This is a genomic window from Pseudomonas arsenicoxydans, assembly GCF_006438915.1.
GTDB lineage: Bacteria > Pseudomonadota > Gammaproteobacteria > Pseudomonadales > Pseudomonadaceae > Aquipseudomonas > Aquipseudomonas arsenicoxydans_A.
Genome location: NZ_RCZE01000021.1, coordinates 30,301 through 50,167, shown reverse-complemented (window position 1 = coordinate 50,167; position 19,867 = coordinate 30,301). Strand labels below are relative to the sequence as shown.

Genomic DNA, 19,867 nt, shown 5'->3' with positions numbered 1-19,867 from the left:
GCATCGGGCGGCCCAATGTTTAAAGGTTAAAGAGTGTCTAGAAACACTGTTGCCTATGGACACTTCGCAGGAGGCGAGAGTTTCAGAGGTTACCAGGCTCTCTTCGCGAGCAAGCCCGCTCCCACATTAGATCTTCAGTGGACACATAATTTGTGAACAAGGAGATCAAATGTGGGAGCGGGCTTGCTCGCGAAGGCGTCAGTTCCGCCAATACACATTCAGGAATACTGCACTTCCATCTCATCCAGCTGATGATCAAAGCTCTTGAGCCGTGCCGTCCACGTATACACCAGCACCTCGAAGTCTCGATTGATCACCGCCCCGCCGGTCACCTCCGAGCGCGGATCACAAACGTCCAGTTGATAGCGCTCCCGCGCCATTTTGGTGGCGACGTCCGACAGCTCACGGGCATTGTTGAGCCAGTGCCAGCCGTCCTCGGACACCTGTTTATCCAACGCCAGGCATTGTTTCTTCAAGGTCTCGAGGCTTTTTTCCAGCGGTGTGCCGGTGAGCTCGCCCATGACTTCCTGGAACGTGCGCCCCGGTTGCCAGTAGCTGCCCCAGAAATATTGGTCAAACACCGTTTCGACACGACGCAGCGCCACCTTGGTGTCCCAGATAACCACCAGGGTCTTGCCTTGTTCGAGTTGTCTTTTTTTGATGCGCTGACCCTGGACGGAAGCCCAGGCCACCACCACGATTGCCATCACGGCGATAAGCGCGGTAGCGCTGTCGAGAAACACCAGCGCCTTGTCGATCTGGTGGGCCAGCATGATGCCGTAGAAATAGGTGGCCGACAGCAAAACCAATGCTGCAATAGCGCACCAGAAGCCAGGAGCATAAGGGTTTTTCATTATTTTTAATCCCCATGACCAACGCGAGCTTGATCGATGAAGTCGACTCGCGACTCCATCAAATCAAAGCATAGCAACGGCCTCAGGGTTTGCTGGTGTTCGTGCCTTGCGTTCGTCCGCTTTCCCAGCCGCCGCCCAAGGCGAGGAACAAATCAATTTGGCTGGCGGCAACCTGGGTGTTGGCAGCGGCCAGTTGCGCCGTGACATCCGTGTAGGTGCGGGTCGCTTGCAGGTCCGCCAGGAATGATTCGCGCCCGGCCTGGAAGAAACGATGCGTCTGGTCCGCTGCCAGCCTTGCCGATTGCTCGGCGTCTGCCAGGGCGTCACGACGTTGCAACAACGCAGCGTACTGGGCCAGGCTGGTCTGGGTTTCGCGAATGGCGTTGAGCACCACCCCATCGAAATGCGCCAGCGTCGCCTGGGTCACCGCTTCGGCTTCGCGGATGCGTGCCCGGGCGCCGTTGGTCGGCACGTTCCAGGTCAGCGACGGACCGAAACCCCAACGGTTGGTGGACGGGTCGCCGAGATCGTCGAGGATACCGACAGTGCCGATGGTCGCGCCGATGCTGATGTTCGGGTACAGCTCACCCGTGGCGACGCCAATCCCGGCCGTCGCAGTCGCCAGCCGGCGCTCGGCCTGCCGCACATCGGGACGACGCTTGAGCAATGCGGCGCCATCGCCCACCGGAATCAATTGCGCGATTTTCGGCAGCTCGTCGCAGGTGGCGGTGCCGGCCGGCAGTTGATCCACTGGCTTGGCCAGCAACATCGACAGGCGATACAGCCCGGCCTGACGCGAGGCCTCATAACGCGGCATGTCGGCGCGCAGGGATTTGAACTGGGTTTGCGAACGGGTGACCTGGGTTTCGTCGCCACGGCCGGCATCGCGCAGGCGCTGGATCAGCGTGGTGCTCTGGGCCTGCAGGTCGAGGGAGTGCTGGGCAATCTCCCGCTCCTCATTGGCCGCGCACACTTGGTTGTAGGCTCGGACCACGTCGGCCACCACGGTGATGCGAGCCGTATCGGCAGCTGCCTGCGTCGCATCGGCGTTGGCCTTGGCCGCTTCGATGCCGCGCTGCAACGTGCCGAACAGATCGAACTGGTACGACGCGCTGATGCCGATATCACCGACGTTGGCCACCGGCACTTTTTCCGGAAGCAGGAACGCTTGGCCAGACTCCTGCAGTCGCTGGGCGCCCATCTTCACACCGCCGCTCCAGCCACCCGCTGCTTCTGCCTCATCGACCTGAGCGCGGGACCGCGAAAGACTGGCCGCCGCAACGCGCAAATCGGTATTGGACGCCATGGCCTGTTGCACCAACTGGTCGAGTCGCGGGTCCTTGTACAGGCGCCACCAATCGGCCGGCACCGGTGCGGACACCACCGTTTTGCCGTCGACCGCCAGATCGCCCTGCAAATCGGGTCGATGGACAGCCGCTTCGTCGGGCAAATGGTAATCCGGGCCAACGACCTGACAGGCCGACAGCAGCAAACCTAATCCGGCAACCGCCAAACCCGACGCCTTGCTCATTTCGCCGGCTCCTGCGGTTGATCGTCGAGGATCGACACAGTCGCGGTGCGCCCGGCGATCATGCGAAAGTCCGCCGGCACATCGTCAAAGACAATCCGCACCGGAATCCGCTGTGCCAGCCGCACCCAGCTGAATGCCGGATTGACGTTGGGCAGCAGGTTGTTGCCGATGGTGCGGTCGCGGTCTTCGATGCCGGCAACGATGCTTTCCACATGACCACGTAGCCGCGCGCGGTCGCCGATCACGCGGATGTCGACACTTTGGCCGACATGAATGCCGTTCAGTTTGGTTTCTTCGAAATAGCCGTCGATGTGGAATGAATTGCTGTCGACCACCGACAAAACCGGCCGCCCGGCGGTGACGAACTCCTGCGCCCGCGGTGCACGGTCGTTGACGTAGCCGTCGACCGGGCTGCGGATGGTCGAGCGGTCGAGGTTCAACTGGGCGCTGTCCACCGCCACTTGCGCTTCCATCAACGCCACTTCGGCGCGAGCGACCCGGGACTGGCTTTCTTCCAGTTGCTCGCCCGGCACCAGATTGCCCAGGCCACGGTTACGCTTGGCTTCGCGTTGCGCCTGAGCCAGCGTTTCCTGACGGTCGGCGACCGCCGCTTTGGCTTGGCGCAGGGCCAGTTTGAAACGGTCCTGATCGATACTGAACAGCACCTGACCGCGTTTCACCAACTGGTTGTCGCGCACATCCACCTGCTGAATCAGCCCGGAAACGTCCGGAGCGATTTGCACGATGTCGGCACGGATATGCCCGTCGCGGGTCCACGGCGCAAACATGTAGTACATCACCATGCGCCAGACCACGACGACGGCGAAGGTCACGATCAACAGGGTCAGCACCACGCGACCCAGGGTCAAGAAAGGTTTTTTCATGTCATCAGGTATCGACTGAGTGAGTCCACAGCGCCGAGCAGCAAAGCGTAGAGAGCCACGTTGAACAATGCCCGGTGCCAGACCAGACGGTAAAAGTGCAGGCGCATCAGCAACCCGTGCACCAGCAGGTACAACACATACGTAATGCCCATCAGCACCAGCAGCGTGGGCAGAAACACCCCGCTCACATCCACATCACCGATCATAAGGGTGCTCCATCGATGCCATGGGACAGCGGTTCTTCGAGTTCGCCCGAGCTGACGAATTCCACGCCGGGCAACAACGCCAGGCGCAGGCCACTCAGGGCATGCAACAAATTCAGACGTGTGTCCTCATCGCAACTTGTATCCAGCGCTCGGCGGGCGCGGTCGAGGGTCATCAACAACGGGTTCGGTGGCGGCAGTCGCTCACCCGCCTTGAGGCAGGTTTTGAAATACTCGCCGACTTCTGCCACCACCTGATGCAGCAACGCTTGCGGGGCACCGACTACTCGCGGGGTGTACGCCAGCAGGTCGAGCAGGTTCAGCGCCACGCGCACTTCGCGCAAGGCGATGCCGGTGTCCTGGCCGGTCATGGCCAGACGCGGCAAGTGCTGCATCAGCCGATCGAGCACCTGGATGCCCAATTGCCGGTGTTCGGCCAGGCTGGCCGGTTCGGTGAGGCTGACAATGTCGCGCCAACTGAAACGGGTCAGCCGCTTGGCCGCCAGTTCTGCACCAAACGGCCGGGCGATCAGGGTCCAGATGAAGGCAAACAACAACCCGATGGGACCGGCCAGGTTGGAGTTGGCGAAGCTGAGGAAATCCGCGTCGTAGGCGCCCTGAATACTGATAAACGATGACGTGTTGACCAGGGTCAGGAGCATGCCCAGGTAAAACTGCGGCTTGACCGTCAGGGTGCCGATACAGATAAACGGCACGGCAAACGCCAACACCAGCATCGGGAAATCGTGCAGGTTGGGCAGCACCAGAAACAGGTAAAGGCTGGCCAGCACCACCGACATCGCGGTCCAGAAGAAGAACCGGTAAATCTGTGGTGCAGGGTCATCCATCGAGGCGAAAAAGCTGCACGCCACGGCGGCCAGAATCACTGCCGAGCCTCCATCGGTCCAGCCGAGCAGAATCCACAGCACCGAGGCAACGATGATCGCGGTGACCGTCGAGGCCGCCGAGTAGAGCATCAGCCCACGGTCGAGAAACGGCGACAGGCGACCCAGGCGCCAGTGGCGATAAACCGCGCGCCAGCTGTCCGGGCTTTCGCACTGGATGGCGTATTGCAGGCTGCGGCAGTCTTGCCACACGTCGATCCATTCGCCGAGGCGATACAACGCATTTGAGAACAGCAGCTGTTTGCGATCATTCAGGGCTTCGGCGGACGGTTGCAGGGCATCAAGCTGATCTTTGAGCGCCTGCCAGCGCGCGAGGTCGGCGTCTTTGTGATTGAGCCATTCGGTGGTAGCGGCCAGTAGCGGTGCGAATTTTTCCACCAGCTCGGGCGTGCGCCGCTCAAGGGCATACAGCGCATCGTCGAGGGCGTCGATCACCGGCAACAGGTGAATCATCCGCCCACGCAATTCCTTGGTGTTTCGCACGGTTTGCCGGTGCGCGCCCTCGTGCGGCAACTGGCCAATCATCAATTCCAGGGTGTTGAAGGTTGTGACCATCGCGGAGCGCAGCGCGCTGACTTCGTCCGGCTGCACCTGGCGGCCGAGGAAACGCAGGCTGTACGTCGAGGCATCGGTAAACCATTTGCTCACCGCATCGTTGAACACCGGCGCCAGCCGCCGAGGCCAGAACATGGCGCCAACCACCGCCGCCACGGCAATGCCGAGGAAGATTTCTTCAGTGCGCGCTTCCGCCACGTCCCAGACGCCCAACGGATTGTTCACCACCGGCAGGGCGATCAGCGGCAAGGTGTAACCGGCCAGCATCAAGGCGTAGTTGTTGGCGGTGCGCAGGTGCAAGGACAGGAACAGCAGCGTCCCGGTCCACAGCGCGATGACCACCACCAATACGTAAGGGCTCTGGACAAACATGGGCACAAAAAGAACCGCCGCCGCCGCGCCGAAAAAGGTGCCGATTGCCCGGTAGAGCGCTTTGGAGCTGGTAGGGCCGACAAAGGGACTGGACACGATATAAACCGTGGCCATCGCCCAATACGGACGCGGCATTTGCATGAGCAGCGCGATGTACAACGCGATCATTGAGGCGGCGAAAGTACGCACACCGTAGAACCAGTCTCGCGCTGCAGGCATACCGGTGAAAAATCCGCTCAAGGGTTGACCACCGACGGCGCATTCGCCGCTTCAAAGGCTCTCAGTACCCGTAGCGTAGCTTCCAGATCGCTTGGGTCGATGCCTTCTAGCACTTCATGGCGCAAACGCACGAGCTCGATTTCGACGGCCTGCACCAATTCGCGACCGGTGGCGGTCAGGCTCAGGCACTTGGCGCGTCGGTCATGGGCATCTTCCGTCCGGCAGACGTAGCCCGAATGACACAATTGGTCGAGCAAACGCACCAGGGACGGACTTTCCATCCCCGCCGCCTGCGCCACCGTCACCTGGCGCACGCCCTCGCCCAGGCGGCCGATCATCAACAACGGGACGGCGCAGGCTTCGGAGATTCCATAGTTGACCAGCGTGGTCTGGCAGATCTTCCGCCAATGCCGGGCGGCCACCACCATGGAGCTGCTGATGTTCATCTGGAGAGCGTCGAGGTTCTTCGGCACGAGGGGAAACACACACTGTTAGTTTGCTAACTATCAATATCGCATTTGGGGGGAAAGGTGGTCAAGTTTTGAAACAAATTGGCAGTCATCCGTCGCGGAGCGTTCAATCTGAAATAGATTTAGTACTGACGATGTATATACTTCGTCAGCACACGGACCGAGGATACAGAAATGTCAAAACAAGCCGTTTTCACGATGAAACTTGAACCAGAACTGCGCGAACAATTTATGGCTGAGGCAGAAGCCTCCCATCGTCCTGCTTCGCAGATCGTCCGGGAAATGATGCGCCAGTTCGTTCAAACACAACGAGAGTCGCGCGAGTACGAAGCGTTCCTGCAGAGGAAAGTCGACAGCGCACGTGTTTCCATGCGTGCCGGTGATGGCTTGACCAATGATGAAGTCGAAGCGCAATTCGCGGTCAGGCGTGCACTGGCGGCCAAAAAAGGATGAGGATAATCTGGACGCCCGCAGCAGCACAGGATCGTGCAGACATTTGGGATTACCTGTATGAGCTCAACCCAGTAGCCGCCATCGACATGGACAATCGCTTTCGCGACGCAGTATCTCGTATCGCGAGATACCCTGAAACCGGTCCGCTCGGCATCATTACGGGGACTCGTGAGTTGATACCCCATCAGAGTTATCGCTTGGTTTATCAGCCAGAATCGGACGCTACCTGGATACTCGCACTAGTCCACACTTCCAGACAGTGGCCACCGAGCAGTTGATGCTCACACCCCCCGCCCCTTCCTCAACAAAACATCCAACTGATCCACCACCTCCGCCCAATCCGCATCATCCAAAATATTGTCCCGCAAAAAATCCGCCTGGCTCTTGCTCCAGAAAAACGCATCTGCAAGGTGCAGTTCGGGCTTGAGCGGTGAGTGGGTGGCGATGAATTTATCGATGCTCTCGGCGTCATCCGCCAGGCCGAGTTGTTTGAACAGGTTGGGCAGGGTGTGGGTTGGGGATTCCATTTGGGGCTCCTATAGCAGATGAAAAATCATCGCGAGCAGGCTCACTCCTACATGAACACTCGGTCAACTGTGGGAGCGAGCCTGCTCGTGATGGCGGCGGCACTGACAACACAAAACTCACTGACTCAATTCCCGCACCTCGGCATGCGGCACCATTTTCAAAAACTGCGGCATGTTCATGTGCAACAGGTTGATGTGATTGCCGGCTTCCAGATAGATGTCTTTCTGCCGGGTTACCAGCGGGTCGATGACCACATCCAGCCCATAGGCCTCACCCAGCGCCGGCACGGCACCGCGTTCGCAATCATCGAACAGGTGCGGCAGATTGCTTTCCCGGGAGACCTGCCATTCGCCGCTGCTGCGGACTTTGCTCAGGTCCAGGTGACGGCTGGCAGGCAGTACGGCCATCAGGTAATGCCCATGGTGATCGTCGAGGATGACCGACTTGGCCACCCGTTCGGCAGGAACCCCCGCGAGCCGCGCCGTTTCCAGGCTGCTGGCCGAATGGGGATGGGTGACGATGTCATATTCGCAGTGAGCCGTTTCCAGGCTTCTCTGCACGGTTCTTGCCATACGCATGATGCACCTCGGTGTCCGCAACAGTGACGGGCGGACGATGGTTGACGCTTTTCTTCGTACTGAAAGTCTAGGCCTGATGGTGCATGCCGGCGGGAAATCCGCCCATCGGACGCCAGTCGGAAAGTGAGCAAAATTCAGATACGCCAAGGCTCAACTAAACTGTATACAGAGCCACCTGATGACTCTCGCGGAGGGTCACGTGAATATTCGCTGCTGTGCCGTTGCACTACTGCTGGCGTTGAGCGGGTCGGTGTTCGCCGCCGATAGCGTTGTGCTGCTGATGCCAAATCCCGTCGGGATCTGGTTGATCACCTTCGGCATCGCCTTTCTGATCGCCGAGGCCGCGTTGCCCAATTATGGCGTGATCGGTTTGGGCGGCATTGTGATGTTCGTAATCGGCGCAGTGATTCTGACCAATACCGAAATGCCTGTTCCCTTGATGATCGGCCTGGGGCTGGTGAGTGCCCTGCTCCTGATTTTCCTGCTGATCCGCGCCCTGAAAACCCGACCGCGGCGCAACGTCAGTGGCGATGCCGGGCTGCTGGGCAGCGTGACGCCGGTCCTGTCGTTGCTGCCCGACAATGCCTGCAACGGCTGGGTGCATCTGCAAGGGGAGCGCTGGCAGGTTTCAAGCTCGACACCGCTGCAGCCGGGGCAACACGTCCGGGTGGTGGCGCGAAAAGGATTACTGTTGCAAGTGGCCGCGGCTGACGCGGCGCCGGTGGGAGAATAAACATGGGCCTGCAAGTAGGTTTCGCCGCGCTGCTGCTACTGCTGATTGCACTGGCGGGGTCGACCTTCCGCATCCTGCGCGAATACGAGCGCGGCGTGGTGTTCCAGCTCGGACGTTTCTGGCAGGTCAAGGGCCCCGGTTTGATCCTGCTGATCCCGGTGGTTCAGCAAATGGTCCGCGTTGACCTGCGGACCATCGTCCTCGACGTTCCTCCACAAGACGTCATCACCCGCGACAACGTCTCGGTCAAGGTCAACGCGGTGCTGTATTTCCGCGTGCTCGATCCCCAGAAGGCGATCATCCAGGTCGAAGACTTCCTCGCAGCCACCAGCCAATTGGCCCAGACCACTCTGCGGGCGGTGCTGGGTAAACATGAGCTCGATGAACTGCTGGCTGAGCGCGAACGGCTGAACATCGACATCCAGCAAGTGCTCGACGCACAGACTGACGCCTGGGGCATCAAGGTCGCCAACGTCGAGATCAAACATGTGGACCTCAATGAATCGATGGTCCGCGCCATCGCCAAACAGGCCGAAGCCGAACGGGAACGCCGAGCCAAGGTGATCCACGCCGAAGGTGAATTGCAGGCCTCGGAAAAACTCATGCAGGCCGCCGAAATGCTCGGCCGTCAGCCTGGGGCCATGCAGTTGCGTTACATGCAGACGCTGAGCTCGATTGCCGGGGACAAAAGCTCGACCATCGTCTTTCCGCTCCCTATTGAATTGCTTAAGGGCATGGCGGATTTGTCGTCGAAGCCGTAAGGCCGAGGTGATACCAAGACTTTCAATGCAGCACAAACAAGCGCGCGTTAGCCCCGCCCGCCTGCGTAATACCGGCACTCTTCCAACCCACGGGCAGCGGCGCGAATTCATCCGCTAAACCGACGGTGCCGATCAGCCACACCCGGCCAGTGCCTTTGGGCAAGCTGTCGAGGCGATCCAGATAAATGTCCTGGGTGACCAGCGTGCCGAATCCATAGGCGTTTGGCCGGCTCGACCCGCCATTGGCTAACGGCTTCGTGTACAGCAGCGGTTTCGCGTCGGTGCGGTTGTAATAAACGTAGGCGAGGTACCAGAGCATATCGCTGGTGACGATCTGGTCGCCGGCAACGAAGTGCTGGTTAACGTAATCGACCATCACATTGATCTGATCGTGGGTATCGACCGTGGCGTTGTTCTTCAAGCCGACCAGTTCGACGCCGACAAACAACACCAGCACCGCCAGCGCCAGCACTCGAAAGCCTGAATACAGGCGATCAACAGCCAACGCGACAATCATCGGCAACCCCAGTGCATAGGCCGTCAGGTAGCGCTCGATGAACACCGGCGAGATAAATGACACGCCGAACACCAATAGCATCGGCAACGCCGTGTAGATCACCAGCAACATACTGCCGCGAATGACGCTGCGGTCGCGCGCCAACGCCACGCCGGTAATGCCCAGCAACGCCAGCGGCAGCGCGATAAAAATCAGCGTTGGCAGGTTTCCCCCATCGTCCTGGGTCAGTAACGACCAGATCATCGACGGCAACGAGCCGAATGTGACCGGCAACTCCCACCCCACATCGCCATTGGCTTTGAGCTGATCCATGTGCTGGGTCAGATCAATCAGGTTGGGTACCCACGGCAGGAAGATCAGCACGATTGCCACGTTCGCAAGCCACCAGCCGGGGCGTTGAATACAGCGCAAGCGATACGCTGGCAGTACACGAATCAACCCCAGGTACAGCCAGTGACACAACACGCACAGGGCGGTGAAGTAATGGGTGTAGAACGCCGCGCTCATCAATAGCACATACGCCACCAGATAGCGTGTACGCCGGGGATAGCGGATCCAGTAGACCAGCGCAATCGTCGCGCCGATCAGCCACAGGCCCAGCAGCGAGTACATCCGCACTTCCTGGCTATAGCGCACCGCCGTCGGCAACAGCGCCAGCAGAAAACCGGCCAGCAACGCGGCACGCCGGGTGGCGATCAAGTCCATCAGCCAGACGCCAAGCCATACCGTGACGATCCCGGGCAGAGCGCTGAGACAGCGAATCGAAAAAATGCCGTCGCCGAACACCTCGATCCAGCCATGTAACAGCATGAAATACAGTGGCGGGTGCACGTCATGGGCGGCATGCCCCCATATTTCCGCCAATGAATAGTGGCTCATCAGCAGGCTCGACCCTTCGTCGCCCCAAATGGCCGCCGCCGTCAGGTCGTAGAAACGCACCAGGGCAGCCAACGCCAGAATCGGCAACAGCCGGTGCTCCTGCGCCCACCGCAACCAACGCTGTACCACCGCCCAACCGCCAGGCACCGCGTGCGGATCCTGGGTACCGCCAAGCGAAGTTTCTCTGCGTGCTTCCATTGCCTCCCCCTGCAACCGGCCCGACATCACGAAGCCTATGGATCACTTTAAGGCGGCGCAGGTTCTTCGTCGATGCTGGCTTTGCGACCAGTGACCTCGGCGATCGTATCTCTCAGGGGATGACAGGAAGCGTTGACCCCGAGCTGGCGCGTCAGCGCAGAGTAATCCCTTATTAAAAGCGAAGACGCTGGACAGCGTTTTGCTGGGTAAGGTGATTTCAATACATCGAAAATATAACCTTGAAGGAATATTCCATAGAGTGCATATTCCGCGTCATGAATTGGGATATCGAATATACCGACGAGTTCGGTGACTGGTGGGCAGAACTGAGCGAAAGCGAGCAGAGCTCTGTGGCTGCAAGCGTCAAGCTGTTGGGCCAACTGGGCCCGGCTCTGAGGTTACCCCACAGCACAGGTATAAACGGAGCGCGCCATGGCCATCTAAGGGAGTTACGAATTCGATCAGCTGTACGATGAGCATCTCGACACATTGCGCAAAGAGGGTCACTGCTATGGCTAAGAAATTTGCCGAACTTGAAGCGCGGATGACACCCGAATCCCGGGCACGCGCCGAGTCGATTTATGAACAACACATTAAGGAAATGCCATTACACGAATTGCGTCAGGCCAAAGCTCTCAGCCAGGCCACGCTTGCAGAAACGCTGCATATCAATCAAGCAGCCATCTCAAAGATGGAACGTCGCACGGATATGTACATAAGCACGTTGCGTAACTACATCCGTGCCATGGGTGGTGAACTTGAAATAATTGCCACTTTTCCCGATGGCCAGATAAAGATCGAAAATTTTGCTAGTTGAGCAGCCAACAGGCTGCTCAATCGCGTTGAACCATAACTATCAAGACAGGCCACCTGGATTGATACGAGTGAACTAACGCTTCGTCAATTGCGCCAACGGATACACCGACTCCCATCCCCCGCCAAGCGCCTTGTACAACCCGACCATCGCCAGCGAAACCCCGGTCGAACTCTCCACAAATTGCTCCTGAGTTGCCAGCAATGCGCCTTGCACCGTCAGCACATTAACGAAGTCCACCACACCTTCGGTGTATTGCTGCTGCGCAGTGCGCAGGGCGATCTGGTTTTGGCGGACGGCTTCGGCGAGGCTGTCGCGGCGCAATTGGCTGGCGTTGTAGGCGGTCAGTTGATCGTCGATTTCATGCCAGGCGCGCAGCACGGTTTGTTGGTAGGCGATGGCCGCTTCCTGTTGCTGGGCTTCGCGCAGGTTCAGCACACCGCGCAGGCGACCGCCGTCAAACAGCGGCAGGCTGAATTGCGGGCCGATACCGAATGAACGCGAGCCCCACGAACCAAAATCGCTGAGCTGCATGGCTTGCGAACCCAGGTTGCCTGACAAGGTGATCCGCGGGTAGAAGTCGCCCTTGGCCACGCCGATGTTCGCGGTGGCAGCGTGCAGTTGCGCTTCAGCCTGGCGAATATCCGGACGGCGTTCCGCCAGCTGCGACGGCAAGCCGATCGCGACTTGGCGTGGGGTTTGCGGCACTGGGGCGTCTGTGGATAACTCGGCGTGCAGCGCTTGCGGCGGTTCACCCATCAGCAGGCTCAACGCGTTGATCAGTTGCGACTGCCGCTGCTCCAGCGCAGGCAAGCGCGATTCGATGGCGGCGACTTGGGCGGCAGCCTCGGCGACGTCCAGGTCGGTGGCAACGCCGTCGGCCAGACGCAGTTGCGAGAGTTTCAAACTGTGGCGGGCGACGTCGAGGTTCTGCTCGGTGACGGCCCGAGTGCTTTGCACGCCGCGCAGTTGAATATAGTCCTGAGCGGTTTCCGCGAGCACCGACAGCAGCACACCGCGACGATCGTTTTCCGCGACTTCCAGCGTGGCGTCGGCGGCTTCGGTTTCACGGCGCACGCGCCCCCAGAAATCCAGTTCCCAGGACGCGGAGAAGCCGGCATCCCACAGGTTGAATGCCGAGTCACCGTTGTGGCCCGATGGATCGCTCAGGCCTTCGCCGCTGTTGCGATTGCGTCCGTAACTGCCAGTCGCGGCCGTGTTGGGATAACGGTTGGCGGTGATCACTTGGCGCGCGGCACGGCTTTGTTGCAAGCGGCTGCTGGCGAGTTTCAGGTCGAGGTTGTCGGTCAGGGCGCGCTGGGTCAGGGCGGACAATTTGGGGTCGTTGAAGACCTCCCACCAGTGTTCGTTCATGTCGGAGGTGACCGCTTCACTGGCGGCGGGTTTGGCGGGTTTTGACCACTCGCTGATTTGTTGTGCTTGAGGTTTCTGGAAGTCGGGGCCGACGGTGCAGGCGCTTATTGAGAACAAGCTCAACACAAAAGCAACTGACTGAACGCGGCTCTTGTGGCGAGGGGGCTTGTCGGAACGCCGCATCGCCCCGTTCGAGTGCGAAGCGCTCGCCATTTTTGGGGCCGCTCCGCGACCCAACGGGGGCAAGCCCCCTCGCCACAGGGAAAGCGTTTTACCGAAGTTCATCGCTGAGTGACCTCATGCGACACCGCGCTCGCCGTATCAATATTCGCCTCCACCGACATCCCCACGCGCAACCGCGAGGTCAGCGCCTGACCCGGCTCCAGCACAATCTTCACCGGAATCCGCTGCACAACCTTGGTGAAGTTACCCGTGGCGTTGTCCGGTTTGATCGAGGCAAACGTGACGCCCGTCGCCGGGGCGATGCTCTCGACCCGACCGTTCAGCGCCTCACCGCCGAGGCTATCAACCCGCACCTGCACATCCTGCCCTGGCTGAACGTTGGTCAGTTGCGTCTCTTGAAAATTGGCCACCACGTAAGCCTGAGCCAGCGGCACCACCGCCAGAATTTTGCTACCCGGTGTCACATAAGCGCCGACTCGCACGGCGCGCTCGCCGACCATACCGTCCTGCGGCGCGACAATACGCGTGTAAGACAGCTCATAGCTGGCGATTTCCAGCGCGGCTTGCGCCCGTTTCAATCCGCCTTCCGCCGCATCGCGCTGGGCGGTCAAAATGTCCACTTGCTTGCGTTCCGCCGCCAGCACCGCCATCGCGTTGGCCAACCGCGCGTTGGCCTGATCGATGCGCGTGCGCGCTTGTTGAGCATTCTGCACCGTGCCAGCCCCGACGCCGGCCAGATGGTCGTAGCGATTCAACTCATGTTCGGCGAAAGCCATTTCAGCCTTGGCCGACACCACCGAGGCTTGAGCCTGAGCGATCACTGAGGCCTGACGTTCAAGAGTCGCGCGGGCATTTTGCAGCTGCGCCTTGGCCACCAGGGTTTCGGCGTCAGCCGCCTGGGCTGCAGCGCGCAGATCGCGATCGTCGATCAACGCCAGCAACTGCCCGGCCTTGACCTGCTGATTGTCTTCCACCAGCACCTCCTTGATAAACCCGGCCACGCGTGGGACCACCAGGGTGAAGTCCGCCGAGACAAACGCGTCATTGGTTTTTTGCTGCGTGCGCTGACCGAAAAGGCCGGGCGTCAGCAGACAAATCAGCACACCGACCGCCACCACTACGGCGACACCGACAGCTATTTTTTGCGTTGTTTGAGTCGTCATAAAAACCTTCTGTTTCAGTGAAGCGTTCATGTCGGCGCGCGCGGTGGATACATCCGCGTCGGCAGCCAGAAAATCAACAGGATCAGCGTCAGCGCGATGCCCGCCATGCACAGATAAAGATCGGAAGACGTCAGCACCACGGCTTGCTCGTGCAGGCGGTGGGCGAGGCGTGCGCTCTCGCGGTCGGCCAGGGGCGAATTGCCGAGGTTGTCTACCAGCATCGTCGAGTGAAAATGCAGTCTGGCGGTGGTCAACGCCTCGATGACGCCGGTAGCAATCACCGCTGACAGGCCTTTCACCGTGTTGAACCAGGCCGAAGCGAACGGCCCCTCCATCGGCGAGATGCTGCCGGTCGCCAGCATCAGCAGCGGCAGGACGGCCATGGGCTGACCGAAGATTTGCAGCAGTTGCAGCGCATAGAAATCGTCGCGAATCCACGCCGACGTCAGCTGCGAACCACCGATACACGACAGCGCCAACATGCTCAAACCCGCGCCCAGCACCCAGCGACAATCGACCCACCGCAGGTTGCACAATGCCGCCACCAACGGCAGCGCAATCAACTGTGGCAACGCCGCCAACAGCGTGATCGGCGCAGTCTGCACGGGGCGATAACCCTGCACCTGAGCGAGATAAGAGGACGGAATGATGATCACCGCCAGCAACACAACCAGCACCCCCGCCAGAGTGAGCAGGGCGAAGGACAAGTTGCGGATGCCGAGCATCTGCATCTTGAAAAACGGAATCGGCTGCGACCACTCATTGATCAGAAACAACACCAGCAACACCAGCCCACCGCCGAGCAATCCGCCGATCAGGCTCGACTCGAACCAGTCCAGCCGATTGCCCTGCAAAATGCCGATCACCAGCATGCAGATCGCCGGAAAACCCAGCAGCAGACCGCGCCAGTTGAAGTTTTTGAAGCGCTCAAGGCGCAGCGGGTCTTGGGGCAAACCATAAGCCACCGCTCCCAGAGCCAGCAGACACGGCACGATGATTTGCCAAAACGTCCATTGCCAACCGACATACTCGGTCCACAGCCCGGCCAATGGCGTGCCGAGACCGGGCCCGAACGTGGCAGTCAGGGCATAACCGGCCAGGCCATAGAGCTTCACATTGGCCGGCAAGAACCGCAACGCTACGGTCATCAACATCGGCGGCAATGCACCGCCAGCCAGGCCTTGCAACGTGCGCATGACCAGCAGGCTTTCGTAGTTCGGGGCGAACGGGCACAACATGCCCAGCAGCGTGAAGACGCTGATGGCGCAAAGGGTGAATCGCCGCAACGAGAACGTCACCGCACACCACGGCGCAAACGCCATGGCCGCCACCGAGGTCGCGGTGTAACTGGCGACCAGCCAGGTGCCTTCGTCGTAACCGATGGCCAACGCACCGCGAATGTCCGCCAGGGCTACCTTGGTCACCATCTCGTTCAGGCCCGACACCAACACCGCCAGCAACACCCCCACCAGACCGATGATGATCCGCGGGCCGAAGACCGGTGGCGTTACGGCGGAAGGTGGAGTCGCGGCGAGGGGTGCCGTGACCGTGAGGGAAGTCATTACTGCTTGCTCCGGGGGTTGAGTACCGGGGCATTCTAAAAAGCGATTGGGCTGACGAAAACTGACTTATCGACAGGTTATAAGTGCGCTGGACGCAACAATAAAAACCCTGTGGGAGCGGGCTTGCTCGCGAAGGCGGTGCCTCGGTCAAATACATGTCGACTGACACACCGCCTTCGCGAGCAAGCCCGCTCCCACACTAGATCGGCGGTCAACTTGAGTGTGGTTGCGCGGCCAGCCATGTTTCATCGCAGCAGGATTTGAGGGTTTGACGCAGCCAGCGGTGGGCCGGGTCATTGTCAAACCTGGGGTGCCAGGCCTGCGTCAGCATCAGGGTGGGCAGCGGAATCGGCAGGGTGAACGAGCGCAGTTTCAAGCCCAGGCGACGGACGCTTAGCAACGCTTCCTTCGGCACCGGCAGAATCAGATTGGAATCCGGCAACGCGAACATCGCCGCATGGAAACTCGGCGCAATCACCGCCACCCGACGCTCCAGCCCCAGTGCGTTGAGGGCCGTGTCGATCGGCCCACGGGCAATGCCCCGGCGCGACATGCTGATATGCGAAAAACCGGCGTAGCGCTCGGCGGTAATCTCTTCGTCGAACAGCGGATGGTCCTCGCGCACCAGTCCGACAAAGTGCGTTGAGAACAGGTTCTGCACCTTCACTTCCGGCATGACGGGACGATTGTTGCTGACACTCAAATCGATCCGCCCTTCGCGCAGCGCTTCATCATCGCCGTCGCCTTCCGGCACAAAGCGCAATTCACAGTGCGGCGCCTGGCGCTCCAGGGTGTCGAACAGTTTGCCGCCATAGACGCCGACGAAAAAATCATTGGCACGGATGCTGAACCGGCGGCGCATCGAACCGAGGTCCACCTCATCGGCTGAACGAAACAGCAGCGCGGCTTGCTCGACCACGTCGCGCACTTGTTCGCGCAACTCCAGCGCCTTGGGCGTTGGCACCAGGCCGCGACCGGCGCGCACCAGGATCGGGTCGCCGATAGCTTCGCGTATCCGCGTCAGCGTTCGGCTCATGGCCGCCGGGCTGAGGTTCATCCGCCGCGCGGCGCCGACCACGCTGCCCTCGTCGAGCAAGGCGTCGAGGGCGACCAATAGGTTCATGTCCGGGAGTTGCATGCTGAGCACTCGTGGCTGATCTGGATTGATTCAGACGCAATGCTAGCAAACATTCTTGGATTAGAGGGTGACAGGTCTGGCCCCTTCGCGAGCAAGCCCGCTCCCACATTAGCTCAGCTGTGAACACAGGGTTTGTGATCAGCCTAAATCCAGTGTGGGAGCGGGCTTGCTCGCGAAGAGGCCAGACCAGTCACCACAGAATTTAACGCTGCATCCCCCACCGCTTAACCGTCACCCGCTCCAGCGAATCAAACACCAGATTCTCCACCAGCAACCCAATCAAAATCACCACCGCCAACCCGGCAAACACCTTGTCGGTGTACAGCTCATTGCGGTTCTGGAAAATGTACCAACCCAAACCACCCTTGCCGCTGGTAGCGCCAAACACCAATTCCGCCGCGATCAACGTACGCCAGGCAAAGGCCCAACCAATCTTCAACCCGGCAAGAATCGACGGCAACGCCGCCGGAATCAGGATAAACAGCACGAACCGCATCCCCTTGAGCCCGTAATTACGCCCGGCCATGCGCAGCGTTTCCGAAACCCCGAGAAACCCGGCATAAGTGTTCAACGCCAAGGCCCACAGCACCGAATGCACCAACACAAAAATCAGACTGTTCTGCCCCAGGCCGAACCACAGCAGCGCCAACGGCAACAAGGCAATCGCCGGCAACGGGTTGAACATCGACGTCAACGTGCTCAGCAGATCCCGACCGAACTGGGTCGACACCGCCAACGTCGTCAGGGCAAACGCCAGGAAGATGCCGATCAGGTAACCCTTGAGCAACACCACCAGCGAAATCCAGACCTTGCCCAACAACTCACCACTCAGCAGGCCGTCGTACAACGCGCTGGCGGTTTGCAGAAAACTCGGCAGCAACAGGTCGTTGTTCTGAACGCGGGCGACCACTTCCCACAGCACCGCCAGCAACATCAGGATCAGGCTTTTACGAATCCAGCCCTGCTGCCAGAGGCGCTGACCGAGCGGTAATTCACGCTCCAGCGGTACGCTGGTCAGCGGCTGCAAAACCGTTTCGAACGCTTCACGCACAGATGATAAATGGCTCATCGGGCACTCCTCTCAATGGCTCAATAAGCGATGCGAATGTCGGAGAAATCCAGCTCACGCTCGGTTTCCGGCGACTGACCTTCATCGAACAACAACCGATGAATCCGCCGCGCCGACTCCTGAAACGCCACGCCGCCAAGGCTGTGCAAATCGTATTGATGGCTGTGGACTTCCGCCCGCACCCGACCCGGGTGCGGCGACAGCAACAGAATACGATTGCCCACCACCAGCGCCTCTTCGATGGAGTGCGTGACGAACAGCAGGGTGAAACGCACTTCTTCCCAGAGCAGCAGCAACTCTTCCTGCATCTTGCGGCGGGTCAGCGCATCGAGGGCGGCGAAGGGTTCGTCCATCAGGAGGATTTTCGGCTGCATCGCCAAGGCGCGAGCGATGGCGACTCGGGCTTTCATGCCGCCGGACAAGGTGTGCGGATAGGCGTCGGCAAACGCCGCCAGCCCGACTTTTTCGAGGTAGTGCAGCGCCCGCTCTTCAGCCTCTTTTCGCTTAAGGGTTTTGGACGCCAGCAGCGGAAACATGACGTTCTGTTTGACGGTTTTCCACGGTGGCAGCTGATCGAACTCCTGAAACACCACAATCCGGTCCGGCCCAGGCGCATGCACGGTTTGCCCTTGAAGACGGATCTCGCCCTCACACGGCTGGATGAACCCGGCAACCGCTTTGAGCAGTGTCGACTTGCCGCAACCGGACGGGCCGAGCAGCACAAAGCGGTCCGCCGGATCGATTTCAAAACTGACCCGATGGGTCGCTCGAACCACACGCTGTGGCGTGCGGTATTCGAGGCTGACGTTGTCGACCGACAGCAGCGCCTGGGCTGCGACGTTCGGTTTGCTGACCGTGTGGCCTTGCAAAGGGGCGTTCATTTCGATCAGCTCCCTTGCAATGGCTTGGCGTCCTGGAAGAAGTAGTCCTTCCACGAATCCGGTTTGTTTTTGATCGCACCGACGCGGTAGAGAAACTCGGCCAGTGGATACGTATTCTTCGGCGTGACGCTGAATTCGAACTGCGGGTTGTCGATGATTTTCAGCAAGGCTGCGCGGTCAATTTTTGCCTTGGTGACGCGGATGTAGGTGTCGGCGGCAGCGCCTTTATCGTTCTGGGCAAACTCCGCCGCTTCGGTCAGCGCCGCAATGAAGGCTTTATAGGTTTTCGGGTTTTCTTCGCGGAATTTCTCGGTGGCGAACAGCACCGTCGGCGAGTTCGGGCCGAGCACGTCGTAGGAGTTCAACACCACGTGGACGTGGGGGTTAGCCAGTTCCTGATCCTGGAACGGCGGGTTGGAAAAGTGCCCGGACAACTCTGTGCCCCCGGCCACCAACGCGGCCGTAGCGTCCGGATGCGGCACGGCGATGGTGTACTTGTCGAGGCGATTGAATTCCTTCTCACCCCACTGCTTGGCGGCCGCGTATTGCAGGAAACGTGACTGCACCGAAACCCCCACCGCTGGCACCGCAATCCGGTCCTTTTCGGTGAAGTCGGCGATGGTTTTGACCTTGGGGTTGTTGCTCACCAGGTAGTAAGGGAAGTTGCCGAGGGAGGCCACGGCTTTGACGTTCTGCTTGCCGTGGGTGCGATCCCAAATGGTCAGCAACGGACCGACGCCGGCGCCAGCAATATCAATCGAGCCCGAAAGCAGCGCATCGTTGACCGCCGCGCCGCCAGACAACTGGGTCCAGTCGACCTTGATGTCGATGCCTTCCTGCTTGCCGTACTTCTCGATCAGGTTCTGATCGCGCACCACGTTGAGCAACAGGTAAACGATGCCGAACTGCTCGGCGATGCGGATTTCACCTTCGGCGTGGGCCACGGTCGGCGCCACCAGGCTGCCGGCGATCAGGCTGAAACCCAGGCCGATGGCGGCCGCCAGCGGTGCAAAGGGAAGACGTTTGGACATGATCAAATCTCC

General features: G+C 60.0%; 21 protein-coding genes and 1 pseudogene. 6 read left to right on the top strand and 16 right to left on the bottom strand.

Features of this window, described 5'->3' with window-relative positions; all coding sequences use genetic code 11:
* Nucleotides 1–218: 218 nt before the first annotated feature.
* From EAH78_RS30535 to EAH78_RS30510, 6 genes are all read right to left on the bottom strand, one after another.
* A complete protein-coding gene (locus EAH78_RS30535; RefSeq protein ID WP_140671898.1) occupies nt 219–854 on the bottom strand; it encodes an NADH:ubiquinone oxidoreductase subunit N in 636 nt (211 codons plus the stop codon).
* 82 nt (nt 855–936) lie between these two features.
* The gene (locus EAH78_RS30530) at nt 937–2,385 is read right to left on the bottom strand and encodes an efflux transporter outer membrane subunit (RefSeq protein ID WP_140671896.1); all 1,449 of its coding nucleotides are present in this window, start codon (nt 2,383–2,385) and stop codon (nt 937–939) included.
* Nucleotides 2,382–3,269 carry an efflux RND transporter periplasmic adaptor subunit gene (locus EAH78_RS30525; protein ID WP_123436299.1) on the bottom strand — a complete coding sequence of 296 codons (888 nt, stop codon included), beginning with the start codon at nt 3,267–3,269 and terminating at the stop codon, nt 2,382–2,384. The genes EAH78_RS30530 and EAH78_RS30525 overlap by 4 nt, the downstream gene beginning before the upstream one ends.
* Nucleotides 3,266–3,475, bottom strand: coding sequence for a DUF1656 domain-containing protein (locus tag EAH78_RS30520; RefSeq protein ID WP_140671894.1), 210 nt, complete (start codon nt 3,473–3,475; stop codon nt 3,266–3,268). The genes EAH78_RS30525 and EAH78_RS30520 overlap by 4 nt, the downstream gene beginning before the upstream one ends.
* A complete protein-coding gene (locus EAH78_RS30515) occupies nt 3,472–5,544 on the bottom strand; it encodes an FUSC family protein (RefSeq protein ID WP_140671893.1) in 2,073 nt (690 codons plus the stop codon). The genes EAH78_RS30520 and EAH78_RS30515 overlap by 4 nt, the downstream gene beginning before the upstream one ends.
* Nucleotides 5,541–5,969, bottom strand: coding sequence for a MarR family winged helix-turn-helix transcriptional regulator (locus EAH78_RS30510; RefSeq protein WP_140671891.1), 429 nt, complete (start codon nt 5,967–5,969; stop codon nt 5,541–5,543). The genes EAH78_RS30515 and EAH78_RS30510 overlap by 4 nt, the downstream gene beginning before the upstream one ends.
* 198 nt (nt 5,970–6,167) lie before the next feature.
* Here EAH78_RS30510 and EAH78_RS30505 point away from each other — a divergent pair, with 198 nt between their 5' ends.
* Both EAH78_RS30505 and EAH78_RS30500 read left to right on the top strand, forming a co-directional pair.
* On the top strand, nt 6,168–6,446 hold the full coding sequence (locus EAH78_RS30505) for an antitoxin of toxin-antitoxin stability system (protein WP_140671889.1): 279 nt from the start codon (nt 6,168–6,170) through the stop codon (nt 6,444–6,446).
* Nucleotides 6,443–6,724 carry a type II toxin-antitoxin system RelE/ParE family toxin gene (locus EAH78_RS30500; RefSeq protein WP_140671887.1) on the top strand — a complete coding sequence of 94 codons (282 nt, stop codon included), beginning with the start codon at nt 6,443–6,445 and terminating at the stop codon, nt 6,722–6,724. Before EAH78_RS30505 ends, EAH78_RS30500 begins: the two co-directional genes overlap by 4 nt.
* A gap of 3 nt (nt 6,725–6,727) precedes the next feature.
* Here the strand turns inward: EAH78_RS30500 and EAH78_RS30495 are convergent, their stop codons facing one another.
* Both EAH78_RS30495 and EAH78_RS30490 read right to left on the bottom strand, forming a co-directional pair.
* Complete coding sequence (locus EAH78_RS30495; RefSeq protein WP_140671885.1) at nt 6,728–6,973, bottom strand: DUF2789 domain-containing protein; 246 nt, start codon at nt 6,971–6,973, stop codon at nt 6,728–6,730.
* 117 nt (nt 6,974–7,090) lie between these two features.
* Nucleotides 7,091–7,552 carry an aminoacyl-tRNA deacylase gene (locus EAH78_RS30490; RefSeq protein ID WP_140671883.1) on the bottom strand — a complete coding sequence of 154 codons (462 nt, stop codon included), beginning with the start codon at nt 7,550–7,552 and terminating at the stop codon, nt 7,091–7,093.
* 199 nt (nt 7,553–7,751) lie between these two features.
* On the opposite strand from EAH78_RS30490, the gene EAH78_RS30485 reads away from it, so the two are divergent.
* Complete coding sequence (locus EAH78_RS30485) at nt 7,752–8,285, top strand: NfeD family protein (RefSeq protein ID WP_140671916.1); 534 nt, start codon at nt 7,752–7,754, stop codon at nt 8,283–8,285.
* Nucleotides 8,286–8,287: 2 nt separating this feature from the next.
* Nucleotides 8,288–9,046, top strand: a complete 759-nt coding sequence (locus EAH78_RS30480) for a slipin family protein (RefSeq protein WP_027926014.1) — start codon at nt 8,288–8,290, stop codon at nt 9,044–9,046.
* Nucleotides 9,047–9,068: 22 nt separating this feature from the next.
* On the opposite strand, the gene EAH78_RS30475 is transcribed toward EAH78_RS30480, so the two are convergent.
* Nucleotides 9,069–10,640: a glycosyltransferase family 39 protein gene (locus EAH78_RS30475; protein WP_140671881.1), complete on the bottom strand. Its 1,572-nt coding sequence runs from the start codon at nt 10,638–10,640 to the stop codon at nt 9,069–9,071.
* 275 nt (nt 10,641–10,915) lie between these two features.
* Here EAH78_RS30475 and EAH78_RS33505 point away from each other — a divergent pair.
* Both EAH78_RS33505 and EAH78_RS30465 read left to right on the top strand, forming a co-directional pair.
* Nucleotides 10,916–11,113: pseudogene (locus tag EAH78_RS33505) on the top strand (type II toxin-antitoxin system RelE/ParE family toxin); the annotation flags it as partial.
* Between the two features lie 38 nt (nt 11,114–11,151).
* A complete protein-coding gene (locus EAH78_RS30465) occupies nt 11,152–11,457 on the top strand; it encodes an XRE family transcriptional regulator (RefSeq protein WP_140671879.1) in 306 nt (101 codons plus the stop codon).
* Between the two features lie 72 nt (nt 11,458–11,529).
* On the opposite strand, the gene EAH78_RS30460 is transcribed toward EAH78_RS30465, so the two are convergent.
* From EAH78_RS30460 to EAH78_RS30430, 7 genes are all read right to left on the bottom strand, one after another.
* Nucleotides 11,530–13,113: an efflux transporter outer membrane subunit gene (locus EAH78_RS30460; protein ID WP_140671877.1), complete on the bottom strand. Its 1,584-nt coding sequence runs from the start codon at nt 13,111–13,113 to the stop codon at nt 11,530–11,532.
* The gene (locus tag EAH78_RS30455; protein ID WP_140671875.1) at nt 13,110–14,174 is read right to left on the bottom strand and encodes an HlyD family secretion protein; all 1,065 of its coding nucleotides are present in this window, start codon (nt 14,172–14,174) and stop codon (nt 13,110–13,112) included. The genes EAH78_RS30460 and EAH78_RS30455 overlap by 4 nt, the downstream gene beginning before the upstream one ends.
* A gap of 26 nt (nt 14,175–14,200) precedes the next feature.
* The gene (locus EAH78_RS30450; RefSeq protein ID WP_140671873.1) at nt 14,201–15,736 is read right to left on the bottom strand and encodes an MFS transporter; all 1,536 of its coding nucleotides are present in this window, start codon (nt 15,734–15,736) and stop codon (nt 14,201–14,203) included.
* Nucleotides 15,737–15,947: 211 nt separating this feature from the next.
* Complete coding sequence (locus EAH78_RS30445) at nt 15,948–16,874, bottom strand: LysR family transcriptional regulator (protein ID WP_140671871.1); 927 nt, start codon at nt 16,872–16,874, stop codon at nt 15,948–15,950.
* Between the two features lie 202 nt (nt 16,875–17,076).
* Nucleotides 17,077–17,943, bottom strand: coding sequence for an ABC transporter permease (locus EAH78_RS30440; protein ID WP_140671868.1), 867 nt, complete (start codon nt 17,941–17,943; stop codon nt 17,077–17,079).
* A 20-nt stretch (nt 17,944–17,963) separates the two neighbouring features.
* The gene (locus EAH78_RS30435; protein WP_140671866.1) at nt 17,964–18,824 is read right to left on the bottom strand and encodes an ABC transporter ATP-binding protein; all 861 of its coding nucleotides are present in this window, start codon (nt 18,822–18,824) and stop codon (nt 17,964–17,966) included.
* A 5-nt stretch (nt 18,825–18,829) separates the two neighbouring features.
* A complete protein-coding gene (locus EAH78_RS30430; protein WP_140671864.1) occupies nt 18,830–19,855 on the bottom strand; it encodes an ABC transporter substrate-binding protein in 1,026 nt (341 codons plus the stop codon).
* Nucleotides 19,856–19,867: the final 12 nt, after the last annotated feature.

Bases quoted from the DNA above. Each gene is read 5' to 3' on its own strand.
- EAH78_RS30500 (WP_140671887.1), top strand. From the start codon at position 6,443: ATGAGGATAATCTGGACGCCCGCAGCAGCACAGGATCGTGCAGACATT.
- EAH78_RS30505 (WP_140671889.1), top strand. From the start codon at position 6,168: ATGTCAAAACAAGCCGTTTTCACGATGAAACTTGAACCAGAACTGCGC.
- EAH78_RS30510 (WP_140671891.1), bottom strand. From the start codon at position 5,969: ATGAACATCAGCAGCTCCATGGTGGTGGCCGCCCGGCATTGGCGGAAG.
- EAH78_RS30525 (WP_123436299.1), bottom strand. From the start codon at position 3,269: ATGAAAAAACCTTTCTTGACCCTGGGTCGCGTGGTGCTGACCCTGTTG.
- EAH78_RS30445 (WP_140671871.1), bottom strand. From the start codon at position 16,874: ATGCAACTCCCGGACATGAACCTATTGGTCGCCCTCGACGCCTTGCTC.
- EAH78_RS30430 (WP_140671864.1), bottom strand. From the start codon at position 19,855: ATGTCCAAACGTCTTCCCTTTGCACCGCTGGCGGCCGCCATCGGCCTG.
- EAH78_RS30455 (WP_140671875.1), bottom strand. From the start codon at position 14,174: ATGACGACTCAAACAACGCAAAAAATAGCTGTCGGTGTCGCCGTAGTG.
- EAH78_RS30440 (WP_140671868.1), bottom strand. From the start codon at position 17,943: ATGAGCCATTTATCATCTGTGCGTGAAGCGTTCGAAACGGTTTTGCAG.
- EAH78_RS30495 (WP_140671885.1), bottom strand. From the start codon at position 6,973: ATGGAATCCCCAACCCACACCCTGCCCAACCTGTTCAAACAACTCGGC.
- EAH78_RS30475 (WP_140671881.1), bottom strand. From the start codon at position 10,640: ATGGAAGCACGCAGAGAAACTTCGCTTGGCGGTACCCAGGATCCGCAC.
- EAH78_RS30465 (WP_140671879.1), top strand. From the start codon at position 11,152: ATGGCTAAGAAATTTGCCGAACTTGAAGCGCGGATGACACCCGAATCC.
- EAH78_RS30480 (WP_027926014.1), top strand. From the start codon at position 8,288: ATGGGCCTGCAAGTAGGTTTCGCCGCGCTGCTGCTACTGCTGATTGCA.
- EAH78_RS30460 (WP_140671877.1), bottom strand. From the start codon at position 13,113: ATGAACTTCGGTAAAACGCTTTCCCTGTGGCGAGGGGGCTTGCCCCCG.
- EAH78_RS30520 (WP_140671894.1), bottom strand. From the start codon at position 3,475: ATGATCGGTGATGTGGATGTGAGCGGGGTGTTTCTGCCCACGCTGCTG.
- EAH78_RS30450 (WP_140671873.1), bottom strand. From the start codon at position 15,736: ATGACTTCCCTCACGGTCACGGCACCCCTCGCCGCGACTCCACCTTCC.
- EAH78_RS30535 (WP_140671898.1), bottom strand. From the start codon at position 854: ATGAAAAACCCTTATGCTCCTGGCTTCTGGTGCGCTATTGCAGCATTG.
- EAH78_RS30490 (WP_140671883.1), bottom strand. From the start codon at position 7,552: ATGCGTATGGCAAGAACCGTGCAGAGAAGCCTGGAAACGGCTCACTGC.
- EAH78_RS30435 (WP_140671866.1), bottom strand. From the start codon at position 18,824: ATGAACGCCCCTTTGCAAGGCCACACGGTCAGCAAACCGAACGTCGCA.
- EAH78_RS30530 (WP_140671896.1), bottom strand. From the start codon at position 2,385: ATGAGCAAGGCGTCGGGTTTGGCGGTTGCCGGATTAGGTTTGCTGCTG.